Below are 19,115 nucleotides of genomic sequence, written 5' to 3' on the forward strand. Positions count from 1 at the left end.
GCCGTTTGTTGGCTTTTGGTTTTCACAACATGATGAAATATTTCAACATTTATAAATCAACCACGCCGCGCGCTGCCGCGTCATCCCGCCACTCCAGCAGTAAAGCGTAATCCTCGCGTGTGACAGCGGCAAAACCGCCAATCAATGCCGCCGCACAAACGTGCTGATACTGTGCATCGCTGACCAGTTGCTGTAATGATTCCCGCAGCAGCGCCAGACTGGCGGCGGAGGTTGAAGCGGAGGTGATAAGCGGTAGCCCGGGTGTCAACGGGCTTTGACCGATAATCGTCAGCCCTTCAAGTAAGTCCGGTTGATGGCGCTGCAGCAGCGCCCAGGTGACACAGTCGATGGCGGCGATATCCGCACGATCTTGTTGCAACGCCACCAGCGATTGCCGGTGGCTACCGCTAAACTCCACCGTGGCAAAAAAACGTTCCCCGCCGGAGAGCGCTGCGACCATTTTCCGCAGGGCGTTATAGCCCGATTGTGATTCGATGGCGTTGCAGACGGCGCGCTGACCGCGAAAATCCCCCAGCGTTTTCCCGCTCTCTTCTTCACGCGTCACCAGGAAACTGCGGTAGCCGATGCCTTCGCAGCCCGGTGCCTGATAGTGAAAACAGCCCACGGTTTGCACTTTATCAAGCTGCGTGACCAGCGGATAACCGCAGGTCTGGCTTAACAGCAGCGCATCTTCCTGCCAGTGCGTTAACAGATCCGGCGGCGGCCAGACATGCGTGGCCATGATACCGCGAGCGGCGAACAGTTCTTTCAGCACACCGCCCAGCGCCACGGTATCTGCGCGGTGCAGATCGTACATGGGCAAGGAAAACAGGTTAGTCGTAGTGTTGCTTGCAGCCTGGGTGTGCATTCACGTCCACCGATGTAAACAAAAAGCGTCGTAACCATTCACTATAGCCCCGAACCAGAAATCCGCGATTACGTTGGCGGTACGCCTGCCGATCACGCAGGTAGAGCGTGCGCAATCCATACCAGGGCACACTGGGCAGATCGTGGTGGATGGAATGGTAGTTGAGGTTCAGAAACAGAATACGCCACGGCAGCGCCGCTTCATTAATCACCGAGCGCGCCAGCGGATCGTCTGCCGCCTGATGTTCGAGAAAGGAGCGGATTTTGGTCACCGCCAGCGCCGGATAACTAACCGCCAGCACAAACCACAGCGGTGAAAAATCGCAATGCGCCATCCACATAAACAGCGCCGCAAGCAGTACACCGTGCACCAGCCACATGACGATCGCTTTCCTTTGCCGCTGATAAAATGCGGTCATCATGACTGCCAGCAGTTGCCCGATATCGAGCAGCGGTGCCAGTAGCAATCGCCCGGGGAACGTGTTGCGCAGACGAATGATGTCGCGCTGCACGCGCGAGAAACGCTGCCAGCGCTGAGGGGCAAAATAATAAGATTCAGGATCCGCGTGCGGCAGTGTCAGCTCCGGCGTGTTGTGGTGCGCGAGATGGGAATCACGGTAAAGGCCGTACGGATACCAGACCGCCAGCGGCAGCAGGCCCAGCAGTTGGTTAAACCACGGCCAGCGCGTTGGATGACCGTGAATTAATTCATGCTGCACAGAGAGATACCAGCAGGTAAACACAATCAGCAGCAACGTTGCCGGCCACAGGCCTAAGCTTTGCCAGTTCGCCAGCGTGGCGAACCAGCCGCTATACACGGCGATAATTACCGTCCAGGTGGGAAGCTCATAGCGCCACAGCCAGCTGCGGGCGCGCTGTTGGATAAAATGACGTTGTTCTTCATGTAAATAGACCGCACGACGTTTTGCCATTCACTCATACACTCTCTGCGCTTATTCGCGTCACGATGTGAGGGAACGGCAGAAATCACAACCAACTTAAATGGCGTAACTATTGCTGAAAATGGCAAAACGCCGGGCGGCGCGGCGCAGGCCACTTTGCCGCGCGGATCCAGAATGTTGCTGCGCCACGTCATAACGCACGCCTTCGCGATGAAGGAGGCGCATATTTTTGACCACCGTCGCCAGCGTCCGAAAGAACATGGCGGCCATTTCCGGCACCGCGCCATCAATAAAGGTCTGCCGATCGTCGGGATAGTAATAGAGGTCGTTTCATTGTTTTTGCCACTCAGGGCTGGTTGATAAACACATGGATGCTGGCGATACGGCCATCACGAACGGTGAAAATGTCTTCGCCGTGTACCAGCCCGGAGTCGTTCTGCGGGCCATAGCTCCAGGTCACGCGGCCCAGCCCATGATTCCAGGTCACGGGCGCCGGATGGAAGACAAAGCCCGGATGTTCGCGCTGGACGCGGGCAATTAACGCCACAACCTGCGGATAGCCGGTGGCGATGTCGGCGTAATCGGCAACATAAAAGTCCCCGGTATAAACCTCGCCAAAGCTACTGATACGCGGCTGCGGATCGTTCCAGATGACAAAGTGTTTATCGATCAGGTGCTGAGCGATTTGCAGTTCAGGTGATGTCATCTCTTTATGCTCCATTGTCTGTGCGCGAACCTGCGGCAGCGCCATCGACGCTGCCGGCACCAGCCCGCGAAAAGTGAGGGCGTTGACCATCAGATTTGCGCCATGCCGCCATCAACAAACAGCTCTACGCCATTGATAAAGCTGGAGGCATCCGACGCCAGGAAAGCCACCACTTTGCCGACCTCTTCCGGTTCGCCAAGACGGCCCAGCGGTACTTGCGCGGCCAGTGCGTCAAACAATCCCTGACGGTGTTCATCCGGGACTAAATCGCCAAGCCCCGGTGTGCGGATGGGGCCAGGGCTGACCACGTTGACGCGGATACCGCGGCCTTGCAGATCCAGCGACCACGAGCGGGCAAAGTTACGCACGGCGGCTTTACTGGCGCTGTAGACGCTGAAGTTGGCTGTCCCTTTGATCGACACGGTGGAGCCGGTCAATACAACCGATGCGCCATTCACCAGCAACGGCAGCGCTTTCTGTACGGTAAACAGCACGCCGCGTACGTTGGTGGCAAAAATGCGGTCGAAATGCTCTTCGGTAATCGACCCCAGCGGCAACATATCGCCGCCCCCGGCATTGGCGTGGAGGATGTCCAGTCGCCCGGCGCTTTTAGCGATTTGCGCATACACCGCGTCGAGATCCGCCGGAACTGACGCATCGGCACGGATGCCGGTTACGCTGGCACCGACTTCAGCGACAGCGGCATCCAGCTCTTTCTGTCGACGACCGGTAATAAAGACACGTGCGCCCTGGGCTACCAGTTCTTTTGCCGTAGCCAGACCGATACCGCTGGTACCGCCAGTGACAAGGGCAATTTTTCCGCTCAGTTGTTTCGTCATTTTTCTGTTCCTCAATTTAGGTTTTAGGGTTTACCGGCGGTCAGCCGGGCTGACGTCTTCGGTATAGCTGCACTGTAGCGCTGGCGTTTTTATTGAAAAATACCGAAAAATGAAAATGACTATTCACCGTGGTGTATAATCAATTTTCGCCAGTAAGGGGGACGTATGGATCAGTTGCAGGCAATACGGGCTTTTGCCCGCGTGGTGGAAGCCGGAAATTTTACCCGGGCGGCAGATTCACTGGAGATGCCTAACGCCACGCTAAGTAAACTGGTGCAGGAGCTGGAAGCGCACCTCGGCGTGCGGTTGTTGCAGCGTACCACTCGCCGCGTGACGGTGACGCCGGAAGGACGCGACTATTACGACAAAACCGCGCGCATTTTGCGCGATCTGGAAGATATCGATACCTCCTTTAACAGCGTGCGCAGCCATCCGCGTGGTCAGTTGCGTATTGACGTCGGCGGCTCCACGGCGCGCGATGTGCTGATCCCGGCGCTGCCGGAGTTTCTGGCGCGCTACCCGGATATTCGTATCGATCTCGGCGTTTCTGACCGCCCGGTGGATCTGATCAGCGACAATGTGGACTGCGTGATCCGTGGCGGCCCGCTGGATAACTCCTCACTGATCGCCCGCCAGATTGGCGCTGCAACACTGCTGACCTGCGCCACGCCCGCGTATCTGAAAGCCTTTGGCACGCCCGCCTACCCGGACGAGCTGAAAAATGGCCACCGGCTGGTGAGTTATCTGTCGCCGCAAACCGGCAGAGCCTTCCCCTTACGTTTTGAGCGCGACGGCGAAAAGTGTGAAATCAAGGTCGATCACCGCATCGGCGTAAACGAGAGTAACGCCCATCTGGCCGCCGGCCTGGCCGGGCTGGGGATTATTCAGACCTTCAGTTATGCGCTGGAAAGCGCGCTGAAGAGCGGCGCGCTGGTGGAAATTTTGCGCCCGTGGCGTCCCGCGCCCTACCCTTTCCATGTGGTCTATCCGCAAAACCGCCATGTTACACATCGCCTGCGGGTTTTTATTGACTGGCTGCTGGAGAGTTTCCCGAAAAATGTTAACCGCTAATGTCGGCATATTATTTTCGTGACTCAACGAATAACAACGTTAATAATGAAGAGAATTTGAAAACATTATGAATTAACAATGATGATTTGCTTTTATTATTTACCCACTTCGCATACCAATTCTAAGAGTATATTTATAAATCCTTGATTATAAATAACATTTAAATTTGTAAATTTTGAATAGCTATTATCATTGATAATGAATTTCATTTCTATTAACGTCATTCGCGCATGATGAGGATTCTCTGGCGAATAACGTTTTCCCCATCGTGCAAATAATCCCTCTCGTTTTTACTCATTTATTGACGCAGATAACCGCCGCAGTCCGGGCATGTATTCTCTTTTTTATGCCACGGCTCAGGGAGGCGTCACGACGCCCGAAAAAAGCGAGAACCGTACACATAAAAATACAGGGAATATGGCATGAAACACGCTTCACATTATCCACTGGCCATGCTGATTCACGTGGCACTGTGGGGTCTGACGCTTCCGGTACAGGCCGCTGACACCAGTAATACTTCTGACCAAACCGCGACGGACACAACCAAAACGCAGGAAGATACGCTGGTGGTAACCGCCGCCAAACAGACGTTGCAGGCTTCCGGCGTATCCACCATTACCGCCGAACAAATCCGCAAACACCCGCCCGCTCGCGATGTCTCGGAACTGATCCGCACGCAGCCTGGCGTCAACCTGACCGGCAACTCCACCAGCGGTCAGCGCGGAAATAATCGCCAGATCGACATCCGGGGTATGGGGCCGGAAAACACGCTGATTCTGGTGGATGGCAAACCGGTGACCAGCCGTAACTCGGTGCGCTATGGCTGGCGTGGCGATCGCGATAGCCGTGGCGACAGCAACTGGGTACCGGCGGAAATGATCGATCATATCGATGTGATCCGTGGCCCGGCCGCCGCGCGCTACGGCAACGGCGCGATGGGCGGCGTAGTGAATATCATCACCAAACCCACTACCGGTGAATGGCACGGTTCATGGAACACTTATCTGAATGCGCCGCAGCACCGCAAAGAAGGTTCGACGAAACGCACCAACTTCAGCCTGAACGGCCCGCTTTCCGATACCGTCAGCTTTAACCTGTGGGGCAACCTGAGCAAAACCCAGGCCGACGCACAGGACATCAACTCCGGCCACGAAGCCGCACGCACCGGTACCTACGCCGGTTCTTATCCGGCAGGCCGTGAAGGGGTGATCAATAAAGATATTCACGGCAAAGTGCGCTGGGAATTCGCCCCGATGCAGGCACTGGAGTTTGAGTCCGGCTACAGCCGTCAGGGCAACCTGTACGCAGGCGATACGCAGAACACCAACACCAGCACGCTGGTGAAAAGTATGTATGGCAAAGAGACCAACCGTCTTTACCGCCAGAACTGGGGCGTGACCTGGACCGGCGGCTGGGACAATGGCGTAACAACCAACACCTACGCGCAGTATGAACGCACCCGCAACTCCCGGCTCGGCGAAGGACTGGCTGGCGGCACGGAAGGGATCTTCTCCAGCGATAAGTTCTTCGATATTGATCTTTCCGATGTACTGCTACACAGCGAGGTCAACATTCCATTTACGCTGGGCGTCGATCAGAACCTGACTATCGGCACCGAGTGGAACCAGCAGCGCATGAAAGATGGCGTTTCGACAACCCAGTCGCTCTCTTACGGATCGATTGATGGCGTCAGCAGCACCAATCGCAGTCCATATTCCAGCGCGGAGATCTTCTCGCTGTTTACCGAAGATAATATCGCCCTTACCGACAGCACCATGCTGACACCGGCGCTGCGCTTTGATCACCATTCGATTGTCGGCAACAACTGGAGCCCGTCGCTGAACCTGTCGCAAGGGCTGGCGGAGGACTGGACGTTAAAACTGGGGATTGCGCGCGCCTATAAAGCGCCAAATCTTTATCAGCTCAACCCGAACTACATTCTCTACAGTAATGGCCAGGGATGCTATGCCAGTAGTTCAGCCTGTTATCTGATGGGTAACAGCGACCTGAAAGCCGAGACCAGCGTTAACAAAGAGATCGGCATCGAGTACAAACACAACGGCTTCCAGGGCGGCATCACTTACTTCCGCAATGATTACCACAACAAGATCGAATCCGGTTATTCCGCCGTCGGTACCGCCAGCAATGGCACCACCAATATTTATCAGTGGGAAAACGTGCCGAAAGCGTTAGTGGAAGGGCTGGAAGGCACGCTGAATGTTCCGGTTAGCGAAAGCGTCAACTGGAGTAACAACATGACGTGGATGCTGCAAAGCAAGAACAAAACCACGGGCGATCGTCTGTCGGTGATCCCGCAATTTACCCTGAACTCGACGCTGGCCTGGCAGGTACGCGATGATTTGTCGCTGCAAAGCACCTTTACCTGGTACGGACGGCAGAAACCCAAACGCTTCAACTATAAAGGTGAAGCGGTTTCCGGCAGTGAGTTGAATGAAGTCAGCCCTTACAGCGTGGTCGGTCTGAGCTCGACCTGGACGGTGAACAAAAACCTGAGCCTGACCGGCGGCGTGGACAATATCTTTGATATCCGCCACTACCGCGCCGGTAATGCGCAAACCACCGGCAACAGCACCACCGGTGCTTACCTGTACGGCGCAGGCGCAGAAACGTATAACGAATCCGGACGCACCTTTTATGTTAGCGTGAACACGCATTTCTGATGTCATCATCCAAGCCGGAACAGGTTACTTTTCCGGCTTTTTTGTGCGCTAAATCCGCGCTGTTATATATGATGACAAAATCTTCATCGCTTCTGCATAATCCTTTCACGATGCGGGTTTATTATTAGCGCAGTTGAGTTCGGCGGGAATGGATCCAGCAGAAATCAACTGTGGTGTAATACCACTCCTTCATAAAAGTAGTACTCCATCCCCCCTTCCAAATCCCAACCGCAGCCATGCGGTGGAGGGGGGATTTCCCTTCACTGCGCTCTTTTATTAATGATTTCCTCGACTAACGACTTTATGCTCAGCAGCCCCTTTTTTCATACATATATTATCCATGCTTTCTTCATTTTAACTGACACATTATTTGTTATTGTCTCAGCGTTCTTTGTTGAGTGCAGAGGACATCATTCCTAATAAACTCTTCCCCCTTTCCCCCCGTTCAGGAAGGGGGCTTTTTTAAGGAGTGAGTCAAAAATAATATTACACCCCTCGCAGACAAACTTTTTGATATTAACATTCCAATAAAGTTCCTTGCGCGCATATTATTTTTACCTGCGTTGTATATCCATGCTTTCTCCATTCTTTCCCCATGATTAAATGCAATCCTGCATTTCTATTTGCAGCCGTTCTCTTTGAAAATATCTCTTAGACGAAACTTTCATGCTTAAAAAATACAATATCATCGCCGGTTTATTGTTGTCTCCTTGCGCTTTGCATGCCGCCACCTCTTTGAAAATCAATGATATTCAGTTTGAAGGTTTGCAACGCGTTACCATTGGGGCAGCACTGCTCAGTATGCCGATCAAAGCGGGTGAAGATGTCACCAATGACGATATCAGCGAATCGGTACGTGCGCTGTACGCCAGCGGCAGTTTCGATAATGTGCAGATCCTGCGCGAAGGCGAAACATTGCTGGTAAAGGTCAAAGAACGGCCAACAATCGCACAGATTAGCTTCGCAGGAAATAAAGCGATAAAAGATGATGTGCTCAAAGAGAACCTGCGTGCCAATGGCATTCAGGAAGGTTCCGCGCTGGATCGCAATAACCTTTCGGAAATAGAAAAAGCGTTACAGGACTTTTATTACAGCGTAGGGAAATACAGCGCCCAGGTTCATTCCGTGGTAACGCCATTACCGCGCAATCGCGTTGATGTGAAATTTGTTTTTCAGGAAGGGCTTTCCGCTAAAATCGTCCAGATTAATATTATTGGCAACCATGTATTCAGCGAGCAGACCTTGCTGGATCAGTTGCAATTACGCGATCAAGTACCGTGGTGGAATGTGCTTGGCGATCAGAAATATCAAAAGCAAAAACTTGAAGCCGATATCGAGACTCTCCGCAGCTATTATCTCGATCGTGGGTTTGCACGTTTTGCGATTGATTCCAGCCAGGTCAGTATGACGCCGGATAAAAAATCACTGTATATCACGTTGAATATTTCCGAGGGTGAGCGCTATCAGGTCGTCAGCACACTGGTGAACGGCGAGTTGGCGCAGCGCAATAAAGAGGTGGATGCACTGGCGCAAACACTGCAAGGGCAAACTTACAGCGCAGCGGGCATTACTCGCGTCGAAGAGGCGATCAAAAAACTGTACGGCAAGGATGGTTATGCCTGGCCGCAGGTCAAAACCGTGCCGGAGATTGACGACAAAAACCATAGCGTCACATTGCGGATTAATGTCAATGCCGGGCGTCGCTACTCGGTACGCCAGATCCGGTTTTCCGGCCACGATACGTCCCGCGATTCGGTACTGCGTCGGGAAATGCGCCAGATGGAAGGCGCATGGCTGAATGATGAGAAAGTGCAACAGGGGAAAGCGCGGCTGGAACGCACCGGCTATTTCGAAACCGTTGAGAGCCATATCACACCGGTTTCCGGCCAGCCGGATCAGGTGGATGTCGAATATAAAGTGAAGGAGCGTAATACCGGCTCTTTTAATGTCGGCCTCGGCTACGGTACGGATAGCGGTATCAGTTACCAGTTGGGCGTTTCGCAGGATAACTGGCTCGGCACCGGCAACACCGTCAGTTTTAACGGTACGCGCAGTAGTTACCAGTCTTATATTGAACTGGGCGTCACCGATCCTTATTTCACTGTTGATGGGGTAAGCCTCGGCGGCAAAATTTTCTATAACAGTTACGATGCCACTGATGCCGACACCGGTAGCTACAATCAGCAAAGTTATGGCCTCAGCGGGAATATGGGCTTCCCGGTCAGCGAAAATAATACCCTCAATCTCGGGCTGGATTATGTCCATAACCGGTTAACCAATATGGAACCGGAGCTCACCACGTGGAATTACCTTAATTCACGCGGTATCTACCCTAAAGTGGTGAGCAAAGATGAAGACAGCAACGCGGAATATAGCGCCAATGACTTCTTTGCCTCGCTGGGCTGGAGCTATAACTCGCTGGATCGCGGCTTTTTCCCCCGTTCCGGCAATAAAAGTAGCTTAACCGGCAAAATAACCATTCCGGGTTCCGATAACAGCTATTACAAAATCAGTTTCGACAGTGCGCAGTATCTGCCATTAAACAGCGACAAAAATTGGGTGTGGATGGAACGTCTGCGTGCAGGATATGCCGGCGGGTTGAATGGTAAAGAAGTGCCATTTTATGACAACTTCTACGCTGGCGGATCTTCGTCAGTTCGCGGCTTTTCCTCAAATACTATCGGGCCAAAATCAGCTTATTACCGCTGTAACGGATCAGAAAGTAGCTATAGCGAATGCCCGCTGGAAAACTCAGATGATGCGGTGGGCGGAAATGCGATGGTGGTGCTGAACAGCGAATTTATCGTCCCGACGCCATTTGTCAGCGATAAATATGCCGACAGCTTGCGCACCTCATTATTCGTCGATGCCGGAACGGTCTGGAGTACCTCCTGGCATAACACGGCACAAACGCTGGCAGCGGGTCTGCCAGATTACAGCGATCCTTATGATATCCGTTTTTCCGCAGGTATCGCCTTGCAATGGATGTCGCCACTGGGACCGCTGGTCTTCTCTTATGCCCAGCCCTTTAAAAAATATGCGAACGATAAAGCCGAACAGTTCCAGTTTAATATTGGCAAGACCTGGTAACGCGGCATACGCCATTACCTGACAGAATAAAAGGATGGTATGAAGAAAAAACCACATATGACCGTCAACAAAGTGGATTTCTTTGATTTCCGGTATGAGCTGGAGCGCGCCGTACTGGCGACGGATCGAGATTATTCTCAACAATGTTTGACGCGGGCGAAATTCCTTAGCTACTTATTGTGTCGGAATCTGAGCCATCAATATGTGGTAATGTTTAACGAAACATTCAGCAGTGCTGAAATCGCAGTTGACGAAACAACCAACAAGAAAGAGAAAACGCGCATCTTCAGAGATAATTTTTATAGGTTGAAACAGGCGCTAAACATGGAATGACGGGCTTTTGGGCGCAATCTTACCTTTGTATGGATGAAAAATGGTGAGTTGCGCATTATTTCCTCAACAAGCCAGGCGGCATTAACTGTGGCTCAACATTAAAATAACCCTTAAAGGATATGGTCTTTTCCCGTATATCGCTGGCTAAATTTCGCTTTATCCACATGTATGAGGTAGAGCATGTTTACAAAAGTGAATTTATATTTGCTAAAAAATATAATTCAGTATTGATTTTTATCTCATGATCACTAAAAATTAATTCCGATAGAATTTACATTTCTCTGCACACGGAGTGACGCTATGTCAGAAGCATTAAAATCATTAAATAACATTCGCACCCTGAGAGTTCAGGCTCGTGAAGTTACGCTCGAAGCACTGGAAGAGATGCTTGAGAAACTGTCTGTTGTCGTTGAAGAGCGCCGCGAGGAAGAGTCTTCAATTCGCAAAGAACAAGAAGAGAAAGAAGCCAAGCTGGCGGCATTCCGTCAAAAACTGCTGGATGAAGGAATCGATCCAACCGAGCTTTTATCCTCCCTGAAAGGGCAAACCACGAAGTCTAAATCTGTTCGTGCGCCTCGCCCTGCTAAATATAAGTATATCGACGAAGACGGCAGCGAAAAAACCTGGACCGGCCAGGGTCGTACGCCGAAAGCGATTGCAAAAGCCATTGAAGGCGGCAAAAAGCTGGAAGACTTCGAGCTCTAAAATGTATCAGGGGCAGCGCAACTGCCCCTTTTTTTTATTTCTGCCCAGCCACTCAGCTTTCTTTTCTGACCTTTCCCACACACCGCCGCCATTTATCCCTTAAGTAACGTCTGATAGCGCTAACTGCAGCACGAAACAGCCATCGTGCAACACCGAAACGATCGGCTCCTGCCATCGGACGCTTATTTAGCTTTTCCCTGAGTATGCTTTGTGCCAACAACATTCCCGTCTATGCTACCGACAGGGTTTATTACCCGGCACACAATTTGTTGCCCGATCAACTTCTTCCTGGCGATGTTAAGTGACTATTCTTGCGCTTCGTCATTCATTGCACGACCTGTTGAATTAGCGAATATACCGTAAAGCATGCTATCCGAAAGATCTGGCAAACGGCAGGGAGAAAACAAACATAGTCGCCGCAGCGAAGAATTCCCCCTGAAATTAATAGGGCCTTAACGTTATTCTTGTGTCTGTTCTACTCGTAGTACAGTAAATGCCCATCACCCCATCCGGGGCGAATGTTAAGAAATCAGGCTGCCTAATGTATTGCCATGAAAATTAAACGAATCATGCGGATTATTTATCCGCTGTATAAACCTGCATATGAGGAATACTCAACTGACAGCAACAATGCCCACAGTCGTTTTTTTCCTGTATCTCTGTGGTTAATTCTGTTGGTGGAGGCAAACATTGCTGAAAAATAGAGCCTGCACAATGTAATGTCCCGCACTCATCAAAACGATGTTTCGTCATACATCCATCGCGATGCCGTCGGCAGTCCTCGATTAAAGTCCAGCCCTGGACAAGATTAAGCAGCGGCATCGACTGCCCATCCATCAGGCTGTCGTTACAGTAAGCGCGCCAGGCCTCGATGATCTGCTGACATTCACTCGCGCGGGTATGTATTTTCACCAGCTGCACGTTGTTGCAAAAATGGCGCACATGCAACCGGGTATGCGGATCCCCCGCGTCGATCACGTCGAGAGGTTCATTAACCGCTGAATTATTAACAGGTTGGTTATCATCGTCGATAAATAATCGCGCCGCTGAACTTTTCGTCGCTAAAAATAGTGCTAAAGATAGCTTTTGCAGCTCGAAGTAAATGTTTTTATCTACCATGATGCAACTATAATACTCACTCCACTGGTGATCCGATCATTCATTTTAAATGAAACATTACCACAGGAGATTCATTTATCAATGAATCAATTGTGGAACTCATCTCGCAAAAAAAAGCATCAATAAAATTGAATATTAATGCTTTCTTAATATTTGAAATAAATTAAAGCATGAGATGAATCTCATTCTCATCTTAATTCAAAATCATACCAGCAATGTGCCTGGAAGAAAAAACCGCCGCGCTTCTTTTCATCCTGTCACACTGACCGAAGAAGCCATCTGGCAAACGCAACAGGTGAAATGCGGCACTTCTCCCATCTCTGACGGATTGCAGTGGTCCCCACTGCGCCACTGTGTGCTAACATTGATCGCAGCAATAAATAGCATGCTAACAATGGCACGGATTGCCAAACATAATGGTTATTGGAACCGAGAGGGATTTTCAGGTGAGCAACTCTATTTTTATTTCCAAAAGGATGCGTAATTTTATTGTCCTGGTGCAGACCAAAAGCATTGCCAGAGCGGCGGAAAAAATTCATATGACCGCATCGCCCTTTGGCAAAAGCATCATCGCGCTTGAAGCGCAGATTGGCTACCCGCTTTTTACCCGAAAAGATAACAGCATCTGCCTGAATAAAGCCGGTCAGGAGCTTTACCAGAAACTCTTCCCGGTTTATGAACGGTTATCGGCCATTGAAAACGAGCTCCATAACTCAACGCAGCGCTCACAGAAAGTGGTGCTCGGTATTGATAACACTTATCCAACCATTATTTTCGATCAGCTCATAAGCCTGGGCGATAAATATGAAAACGTCAGCACCCAGGCGGTTGAATTTAGTGAAAATGGGGTGATTGACGATCTGTTGGGTCATCAGCTCGATTTTATTATTTCACCACAGTTGGTCTCGCCACGCGTTCAGGAACTGGAAAACCTGATGGTTACTGAGCTTCCACCTCTGCGACTCGGTTTTCTTGTCTCGCGACGCTATCAGGATAAACAGCCGCAGGAACTACTGCGCGAATTGCCGTGGCTGCAAATGCGTTTCCAGAATCGAGCCAATTTTGAAGCCATGCTGGATGCCCACATCCGCTCATGCGGCATTCATCCGACGATTATTTACCGGGCATACAGCTTTATGGCCAAAATCAGCGCGGTGGAACGCGGGCAATTTCTCACCGTGATCCCCTGGTTCGCCTGGCCGCTGGTGAACCCGCAGACATTAACGTATTTCGATGCGCCAAACGGCCCGATGGCGATGCAGGAATATCTTTATTCACTGAAAAACCAGCGGCATACCGCCGCGATATGTCAATACATTGCTGACGATCGCGACGGTACGACGGTTTAACCCAGCATAGAACCCGTTTTCAGTAACGAGGTGTGCAGTTCAAAGACGCGGCTAAGATCGTGGCGTATATGCCCGCCGGACGTGGATTCCAGATAACGATGGAGATAATCCCGGTATAGCGGGTGGGCGCAATTTTCAATAATCGTATGGGCTCGCTCAATCGGCGAAAGCCCGCGCAGGTCGGCAATCCCCTGCTCGGTAATGATCACTTTGACGCTGTGTTCGCTGTGATCGACATGACTGCACATCGGCACAATCGTCGATATTTTCCCCTCTTTTGCAATCGAGGGTGCCATAAAAATCGATAAGTAAGCATTGCGCTCAAAGTCTCCGCTGCCGCCAATGCCATTCATCAGGTTAACGCCTGCCACATGCGTTGAATTGGCATGACCGTAAATATCGAACTCCAGCCCGACATTCAGCGCAATGACGCCAAGGCGGCGAATTATCTCCGGGTTGTTGGAGATCTCCTGCGGCCGCAACACAATGCGTTCGGCGAAAAAGTCCATGTTATCGTAGATTTTCCGCAACGCTTTGTCGGAAACCGTCAGGCTGGATGCACTAGCCCCTCTGACTTTTCCCGTTTCGAGCAGATGGACCACCGACTCCTGTAGCACTTCGGAATACATCATAAACGGCGGGATATCCGGGTTTTCGCCAAGACGCGCCATCACCGCGTTATTGATATTACCGACGCCGCTTTGCAACGGCAGAAACTCTGGAGGAATACGTCCGTGTGCGATCTCATTGAGCAGGAAGGTCACTACATTGTCCGCAATCTGCTGACAGACCGGTTTCTCCTCCTCCAGCGTGTTACCGGCATCAGGCAATTCGGTATCCACCACTGCGATAATCTTTCGCGGATCAATCTGCACATAGTGCAGGCCAATTCTGTCCAGCGTACTAAAAATAGCGACACTGTTGCGGTACGGTGGCGCGCCAGGTGAGGCGATATCAGCCAGTTGAGCCACCTGCGGGCTGTGATAATGGTTGTACTCAATGATTATCCGTTTTGCCTGACGCAGCCAGGTTGGCGCATTACCAATACCACTAGAAAGCCAGATCTTGCCATCGCTCGTTAGCGCCGAAGCCTCGATAACGGCGACATCAATGTCACCGAAAAAGCCATAGTTCACCATTTGCGCCACTTCACTCAGATGCAGGTCAACGAACTTCACCCTGCCCTGATTGATTTTTCGCCGCATGCCCGCTGCCGACTGGTACGGAGCGCGCCAGGAGACGGCATCCGCTTCAGACAATACATCATCGGCAGCAGCACCAATGGATGCGCCGGTCAGAAGGCGAATCTGAAAAGGTTGCTGTGCTTGATGTAACTCACGTGCGCGCCGGGCAATCGCAGCGGGTAGCGCTTTAGGCGAACCGGCGGCAGTAAAACCACTAAATGCCACCATTTCATCATGCCGGATAAGCGCGGCCGCCTCGTCAGCGCTTAACCGGGGCCAGAACTCTTTCATGCTGTTCTCCGTTGCTCAGTAGCCCAGAAAATGCGGTTTGCGTTTTTCCATAAAGGCACTTCGCCCTTCCTGATAATCCTGGCTGTCATAAACCGCACGACGCATGCCCTGAATTCGCTCGAATTCATCCGCGTTCATGGTATGCGCTTCCCCCAGAACCCGCAGTTCCTCCTTAATAACGGCTATTGCAAGCGGGGCTTTTTCACAGATCTGATGCGCCATCAGCAAGGTAAAATCTTCCAGCTCATTCGCGTCCACGATATGGTTCAGAATGCCTACGGCCAGAGCGCGCTCAGCGGTAATCGGCGCTGCGGTAAAAATCATCTCTTTTACGATATGAAAACCGGCATCGCGCGTTAGATTATGGATACCGACAAGGTTATACGGCACGCCGAGGTTTACCGGCGTCATTGAGAAGGTGGACGTTGTGGCTGCCACCACCAGATCTGAGCTCATGATCAACTCAAAAGCGCCGCCCCAGACGCTCCCTTCAACCATCGCAATAACCGGTTTCGGGTATTTCTGGATCATGCGGGTAATCTGCCGCAGCGGATCATCATACGAGAGCGGATCGCGGCGGCCAGTCGGCAGCTCATGAATATCATGCCCGGCGGAAAAAACCTTCGCGCCGTGCGGAGCGCGGAGAATTACGCAGCGAATCTCCGGAGTGTTGAGATCCTCCAGCGCCTGAAGCAAATCATCGATAAATACCTTGCTGAGCGCATTCAATTTGCGGGCATAGTTAAATTCAATAACAGCCACTTTTTGTATGATCGTGACGACAACATGCTGATACGACATAAAGTTACCTTCTTATTGTTCAAAATAGTGATGCTGAAGAAATTCACGGATGTGCTGTAAGCCGGTGCGCGGAGCCTGTTGGTTATTTTTCACGCTTTCCAGCGTCTGGCTGAAAGTCTGGCGAAAAATCTGATGGGCAAAAAGCTGTCGCAGCGCTTCCTCTTCGGCCTGCTTCTGAAGCCATTTCATCGTTTGTTGCTGGCGCAACTGCGCCAGTCCCCCGCTTTGCGCCATGACCTCGCTAAAGCGGACAATGCACTGCCAGACATCCTCAATCCCACGCTTTTCCCGTGCGCTGCATGTCAGCACCTGCGGCGACCACTGCGGATACTTATGTCGCACCATCGAAAGCGCGCTCTCGTACACCTGACGCGCGGCCGCAACCGCCAGGCGGTTGTCGCCATCGTCCTTGTTGATAACGATGACGTCGGCCATCTCCATGATGCCTTTTTTAATCCCCTGCAAATCATCACCGCCGCCGCCGATTTGCAGCGAGACAAAACAGTCCACCAGGCCAGAGACTTCCGTTTCCGACTGACCAACACCTACGGTTTCAACGATCACCACGTCATAATTCGCCGCCTCGCATAACAGGATCAATTCAGCGGCACGCTGACTGGCTCCCCCGGCGTAACCACCGGAGGGCACAGGACGAATAAATGCCGCCTCCGCACGCGCCAGCGATGTCATTCGTGTCTTGTCGCCGAGCAGACTGCCGCCGCTCAGCGGGCTACTGGGATCAACAGCAATCACGGCGACCCGCTTACCGAGCCGGATGAGCAGCATGCCGAAGGTATCCAGAAAAGTGCTTTTCCCGGCGCCAGGCGTACCGGTAAGGCCAATGCGTAGCGCCCTGCCGGTTAGCGGCATAATGATATCCAGCAACTGACGACTGAGGCGTTGATATTGCGGAAGCTGGTTTTCCACCAGCGTCATCGCCTGAGCGAGCGCGACACGATCGCCGGCACACAACCGATGAATCGTCGCTTCCAGCGTTTTTTCGTTAATCATGCTGGCGGCTAATCCGTGTTAATACGTCGCGTACGCTTTCCAGCATCGGGGTGCCGGGGCCGTAAATAGCCGCCACGCCTTGTTCATGCAGAAAGGCATAATCCTGCGGCGGAATGACACCGCCCGCGACAACGCAGATATCCTCTCGCCCGTACTCTTTCAGCCCGGCAATCAACTCCGGAATCAGTGTTTTATGTCCGGCTGCCAGTGACGACGCGCCAACAACATGCACATCGTTTTCTACCGCCAGGCGGGCTATCTCCTGCGGTGTTGAGAACATCGGGCTGAGATCGACATCGAAACCGACATCGGAGTAGGCGCTGGCAATGACCTTCGCGCCACGGTCATGACCATCCTGCCCCATTTTGGCAATCAAAATGCGCGGACGGCGGCCGTGAGTAGTGAGAAATTGCCGGGTCTGCTCAACAATGGCGTCGAATTCCGCTGCGGCATCCTTGCTTTGTTGATAGCTGCGGGTGATGACACCAGTGACGCACTGGCTGGGAACCAGATAGCGATCAAATGCGGCTTCCAGCGCATCGGAAATCTCCCCGAGCGTGGCGCGCAGCCGCGCCGCATGAACGGCGGCCGCCAGCAGATTTTCATTATGCTGTGCTGCATGGGTGAGCGCCGCCAGTGCATCGTGAACTGCCGCCGCATCACGCGTGCTGCGGATCTGCTCCAGCGCGGCGATTTGCTCATTGCGCACCTTCACATTGTCGATCTCCAGCACCGGCGTAATGGCCTCTTGCTCCAGCTTGTATTTGTTTACGCCGACGATCACGCGTTTACCCTGATCGATCTCTGACTGCGCCTGCGCGGAAGCTTCTTCAATCATGCGTTTCGGCAGCCCAACTTCAATGGCTTTCGCCATGCCGCCCACTTGATCGATTTGCCGGATAATCTCCCGTGCCTCTTTGATGATCTGAGCGGTAAGCGACTCGACGTAATAAGAGCCGCCGAGCGGATCGACCGTGCGGCAGATTTCCGCCTCTTCCTGCAAAATAATCTGGGTGTTACGCGCAATACGCGCCGAAAAATCTGTCGGTAGCCCAAGCGCTTCGTCAAACGCGTTGGTATGCAAAGACTGCGTGCCGCCGAGCGTGGCGGCGAGCGCTTCAATCGTGGTGCGAACAATATTGTTATAAGGATCCTGTTCCGTCAGACTCCAGCCGGATGTCTGACAGTGGGTGCGCAGCGCCAGCGACTTCGGATTCGTGGCGCCAAACTGACTGACGGCCTCGCTCCACAAATAACGGGCGGCACGCAGCATGGCGACGTTCATAAACAGATCCATGCCGATGCCAAAGAAAAAAGAGAGGCGCGGCGCGAAGTCATCAATTTTCAGCCCGGCGGAAATTGCGGCTTTAATATATTCAATGCCATCTGCAAGGGTGAACGCCACCTGCTGAACGCAATTTGCGCCCGCTTCGCCCATATGATAGCCACTGATACTGATGGTATTAAACTGCGGCATATTTGCCGAACACCAGGCAATAATATCGGCGATAATTCGCATTGACGGTTTCGGTGGATAAATATACGTATTCCGGCACAGATACTCTTTTAGAATATCATTCTGGATGGTGCCAGTTAATTTCTCCGGCGAGACGCCCTGCTCTTCAGCGGCAACAATATAAAAGGCCATAATCGGCAATACCGCGCCATTCATGGTCATGGAAACCGACATGGTATCCAGCGGAATATTATCGAAAAGGATTTTCATATCCTCAACGGTATCAATGGCGACACCCGCCTTCCCCACATCGCCCACCACGCGCGGATTATCCGAATCGTAGCCCCGGTGCGTCGCCAAATCAAAGGCCACCGACAACCCCTTTTGCCCGGCGGCAAGATTACGGCGATAAAAGGCGTTCGATTCTCTTGCCGTTGAAAAACCAGCATACTGGCGAATCGTCCAGGGCTGAGCTGTATACATGGTAGCGCGCGGCCCGCGCGTAAAAGGTGGAAGCCCTGGCAGTGACCGGACAATATCCAGTTCGTCGAGATCCTCACGGGTATATAAAGGTTTAATGGCGATACCCTCAGGCGTCGGTTTTACCAGCGAATCAATCGTCTTTCCTTTCCGACTAAGCTCTTTATTCGCTATTTTTTGCCATTCCAGTTTATTTGACATAGACCACTCCATAATTCGAGGTCAATAAA

17 protein-coding genes are annotated in these 19,115 nt (G+C 52.1%); 7 read left to right on the plus strand and 10 right to left on the minus strand.

The features are described 5' to 3' along the window. Positions 1–49: 49 nt before the first annotated feature. The 5 genes from Y71_RS20160 to Y71_RS20180 all read right to left on the minus strand — a co-directional run bounded on the left by Y71_RS20160 (position 50) and on the right by Y71_RS20180 (position 3,314). Entirely contained in the window at positions 50–868 is an 819-nt protein-coding gene (locus Y71_RS20160) for a phosphate/phosphite/phosphonate ABC transporter substrate-binding protein (protein ID WP_035943202.1), read from the minus strand. Further along, the gene (locus Y71_RS20165; RefSeq protein WP_007373682.1) at positions 834–1,799 is read right to left on the minus strand and encodes a fatty acid desaturase; all 966 of its coding nucleotides are present in this window, start codon (positions 1,797–1,799) and stop codon (positions 834–836) included. Before Y71_RS20165 ends, Y71_RS20160 begins: the two co-directional genes overlap by 35 nt. A 66-nt stretch (positions 1,800–1,865) precedes the next feature. Further along, a complete protein-coding gene (locus Y71_RS20170) occupies positions 1,866–2,039 on the minus strand; it encodes a hypothetical protein (RefSeq protein WP_202819264.1) in 174 nt (57 codons plus the stop codon). A gap of 76 nt (positions 2,040–2,115) precedes the next feature. Then, positions 2,116–2,565 (minus strand): hypothetical protein, encoded by a 450-nt coding sequence (locus Y71_RS20175; RefSeq protein ID WP_007373679.1) that lies wholly within the window; start codon positions 2,563–2,565, stop codon positions 2,116–2,118. Further along, positions 2,565–3,314 carry an SDR family oxidoreductase gene (locus Y71_RS20180; RefSeq protein ID WP_007373678.1) on the minus strand — a complete coding sequence of 250 codons (750 nt, stop codon included), beginning with the start codon at positions 3,312–3,314 and terminating at the stop codon, positions 2,565–2,567. The genes Y71_RS20175 and Y71_RS20180 overlap by 1 nt, the downstream gene beginning before the upstream one ends. A 165-nt stretch (positions 3,315–3,479) precedes the next feature. On the opposite strand from Y71_RS20180, the gene Y71_RS20185 reads away from it, so the two are divergent. From Y71_RS20185 to Y71_RS20205, 5 genes are all read left to right on the plus strand, one after another. Continuing rightward, the gene (locus tag Y71_RS20185; RefSeq protein ID WP_007373677.1) at positions 3,480–4,385 is read left to right on the plus strand and encodes a LysR family transcriptional regulator; all 906 of its coding nucleotides are present in this window, start codon (positions 3,480–3,482) and stop codon (positions 4,383–4,385) included. 422 nt (positions 4,386–4,807) lie between these two features. After that, entirely contained in the window at positions 4,808–7,066 is a 2,259-nt protein-coding gene (locus Y71_RS20190) for a TonB-dependent siderophore receptor (protein ID WP_007373675.1), read from the plus strand. Positions 7,067–7,732: 666 nt separating this feature from the next. Then, positions 7,733–10,156 carry an outer membrane protein assembly factor BamA gene (gene bamA / locus Y71_RS20195; RefSeq protein WP_007373674.1) on the plus strand — a complete coding sequence of 808 codons (2,424 nt, stop codon included), beginning with the start codon at positions 7,733–7,735 and terminating at the stop codon, positions 10,154–10,156. A 39-nt stretch (positions 10,157–10,195) separates the two neighbouring features. Then, positions 10,196–10,489 (plus strand): hypothetical protein, encoded by a 294-nt coding sequence (locus tag Y71_RS20200; RefSeq protein ID WP_007373673.1) that lies wholly within the window; start codon positions 10,196–10,198, stop codon positions 10,487–10,489. A 300-nt stretch (positions 10,490–10,789) separates the two neighbouring features. Continuing rightward, the gene (locus Y71_RS20205) at positions 10,790–11,194 is read left to right on the plus strand and encodes an H-NS family histone-like protein (RefSeq protein WP_007373671.1); all 405 of its coding nucleotides are present in this window, start codon (positions 10,790–10,792) and stop codon (positions 11,192–11,194) included. A gap of 576 nt (positions 11,195–11,770) precedes the next feature. Here the strand turns inward: Y71_RS20205 and Y71_RS30110 are convergent. Next, positions 11,771–12,313: a hypothetical protein gene (locus tag Y71_RS30110; RefSeq protein ID WP_007373670.1), complete on the minus strand. Its 543-nt coding sequence runs from the start codon at positions 12,311–12,313 to the stop codon at positions 11,771–11,773. 175 nt (positions 12,314–12,488) lie between these two features. Here Y71_RS30110 and Y71_RS30115 point away from each other — a divergent pair, with 175 nt between their 5' ends. Further along, positions 12,489–12,797, plus strand: a complete 309-nt coding sequence (locus Y71_RS30115; protein ID WP_139201269.1) for a hypothetical protein — start codon at positions 12,489–12,491, stop codon at positions 12,795–12,797. Further along, positions 12,730–13,662, plus strand: coding sequence for a LysR family transcriptional regulator SrsR (gene srsR / locus Y71_RS20210; RefSeq protein WP_050998943.1), 933 nt, complete (start codon positions 12,730–12,732; stop codon positions 13,660–13,662). Before Y71_RS30115 ends, srsR begins: the two co-directional genes overlap by 68 nt. Here the strand turns inward: srsR and scpC are convergent. From scpC to scpA, 4 genes are read right to left on the minus strand one after another with little or no spacing between them, the layout of a single operon-like run. Then, a complete protein-coding gene (gene scpC, locus Y71_RS20215) occupies positions 13,659–15,137 on the minus strand; it encodes a succinyl-CoA:acetate CoA-transferase ScpC (RefSeq protein ID WP_007373668.1) in 1,479 nt (492 codons plus the stop codon). The two genes, srsR and scpC, sit on opposite strands and share 4 nt — an antisense overlap. Positions 15,138–15,152: 15 nt before the next feature. Continuing rightward, positions 15,153–15,938 carry a methylmalonyl-CoA decarboxylase gene (gene scpB / locus Y71_RS20220; RefSeq protein ID WP_007373667.1) on the minus strand — a complete coding sequence of 262 codons (786 nt, stop codon included), beginning with the start codon at positions 15,936–15,938 and terminating at the stop codon, positions 15,153–15,155. Positions 15,939–15,950: 12 nt separating this feature from the next. Next, positions 15,951–16,949 (minus strand): methylmalonyl Co-A mutase-associated GTPase MeaB, encoded by a 999-nt coding sequence (gene meaB, locus Y71_RS20225; protein WP_007373666.1) that lies wholly within the window; start codon positions 16,947–16,949, stop codon positions 15,951–15,953. Next, on the minus strand, positions 16,942–19,086 hold the full coding sequence (scpA, locus tag Y71_RS20230) for a methylmalonyl-CoA mutase (protein ID WP_007373665.1): 2,145 nt from the start codon (positions 19,084–19,086) through the stop codon (positions 16,942–16,944). Before scpA ends, meaB begins: the two co-directional genes overlap by 8 nt. Between the last annotated feature and the right edge of the window lie 29 nt (positions 19,087–19,115).

The organism is Kosakonia radicincitans DSM 16656, from assembly GCF_000280495.2.
Taxonomy (GTDB): Bacteria; Pseudomonadota; Gammaproteobacteria; order Enterobacterales; family Enterobacteriaceae; genus Kosakonia; species Kosakonia radicincitans.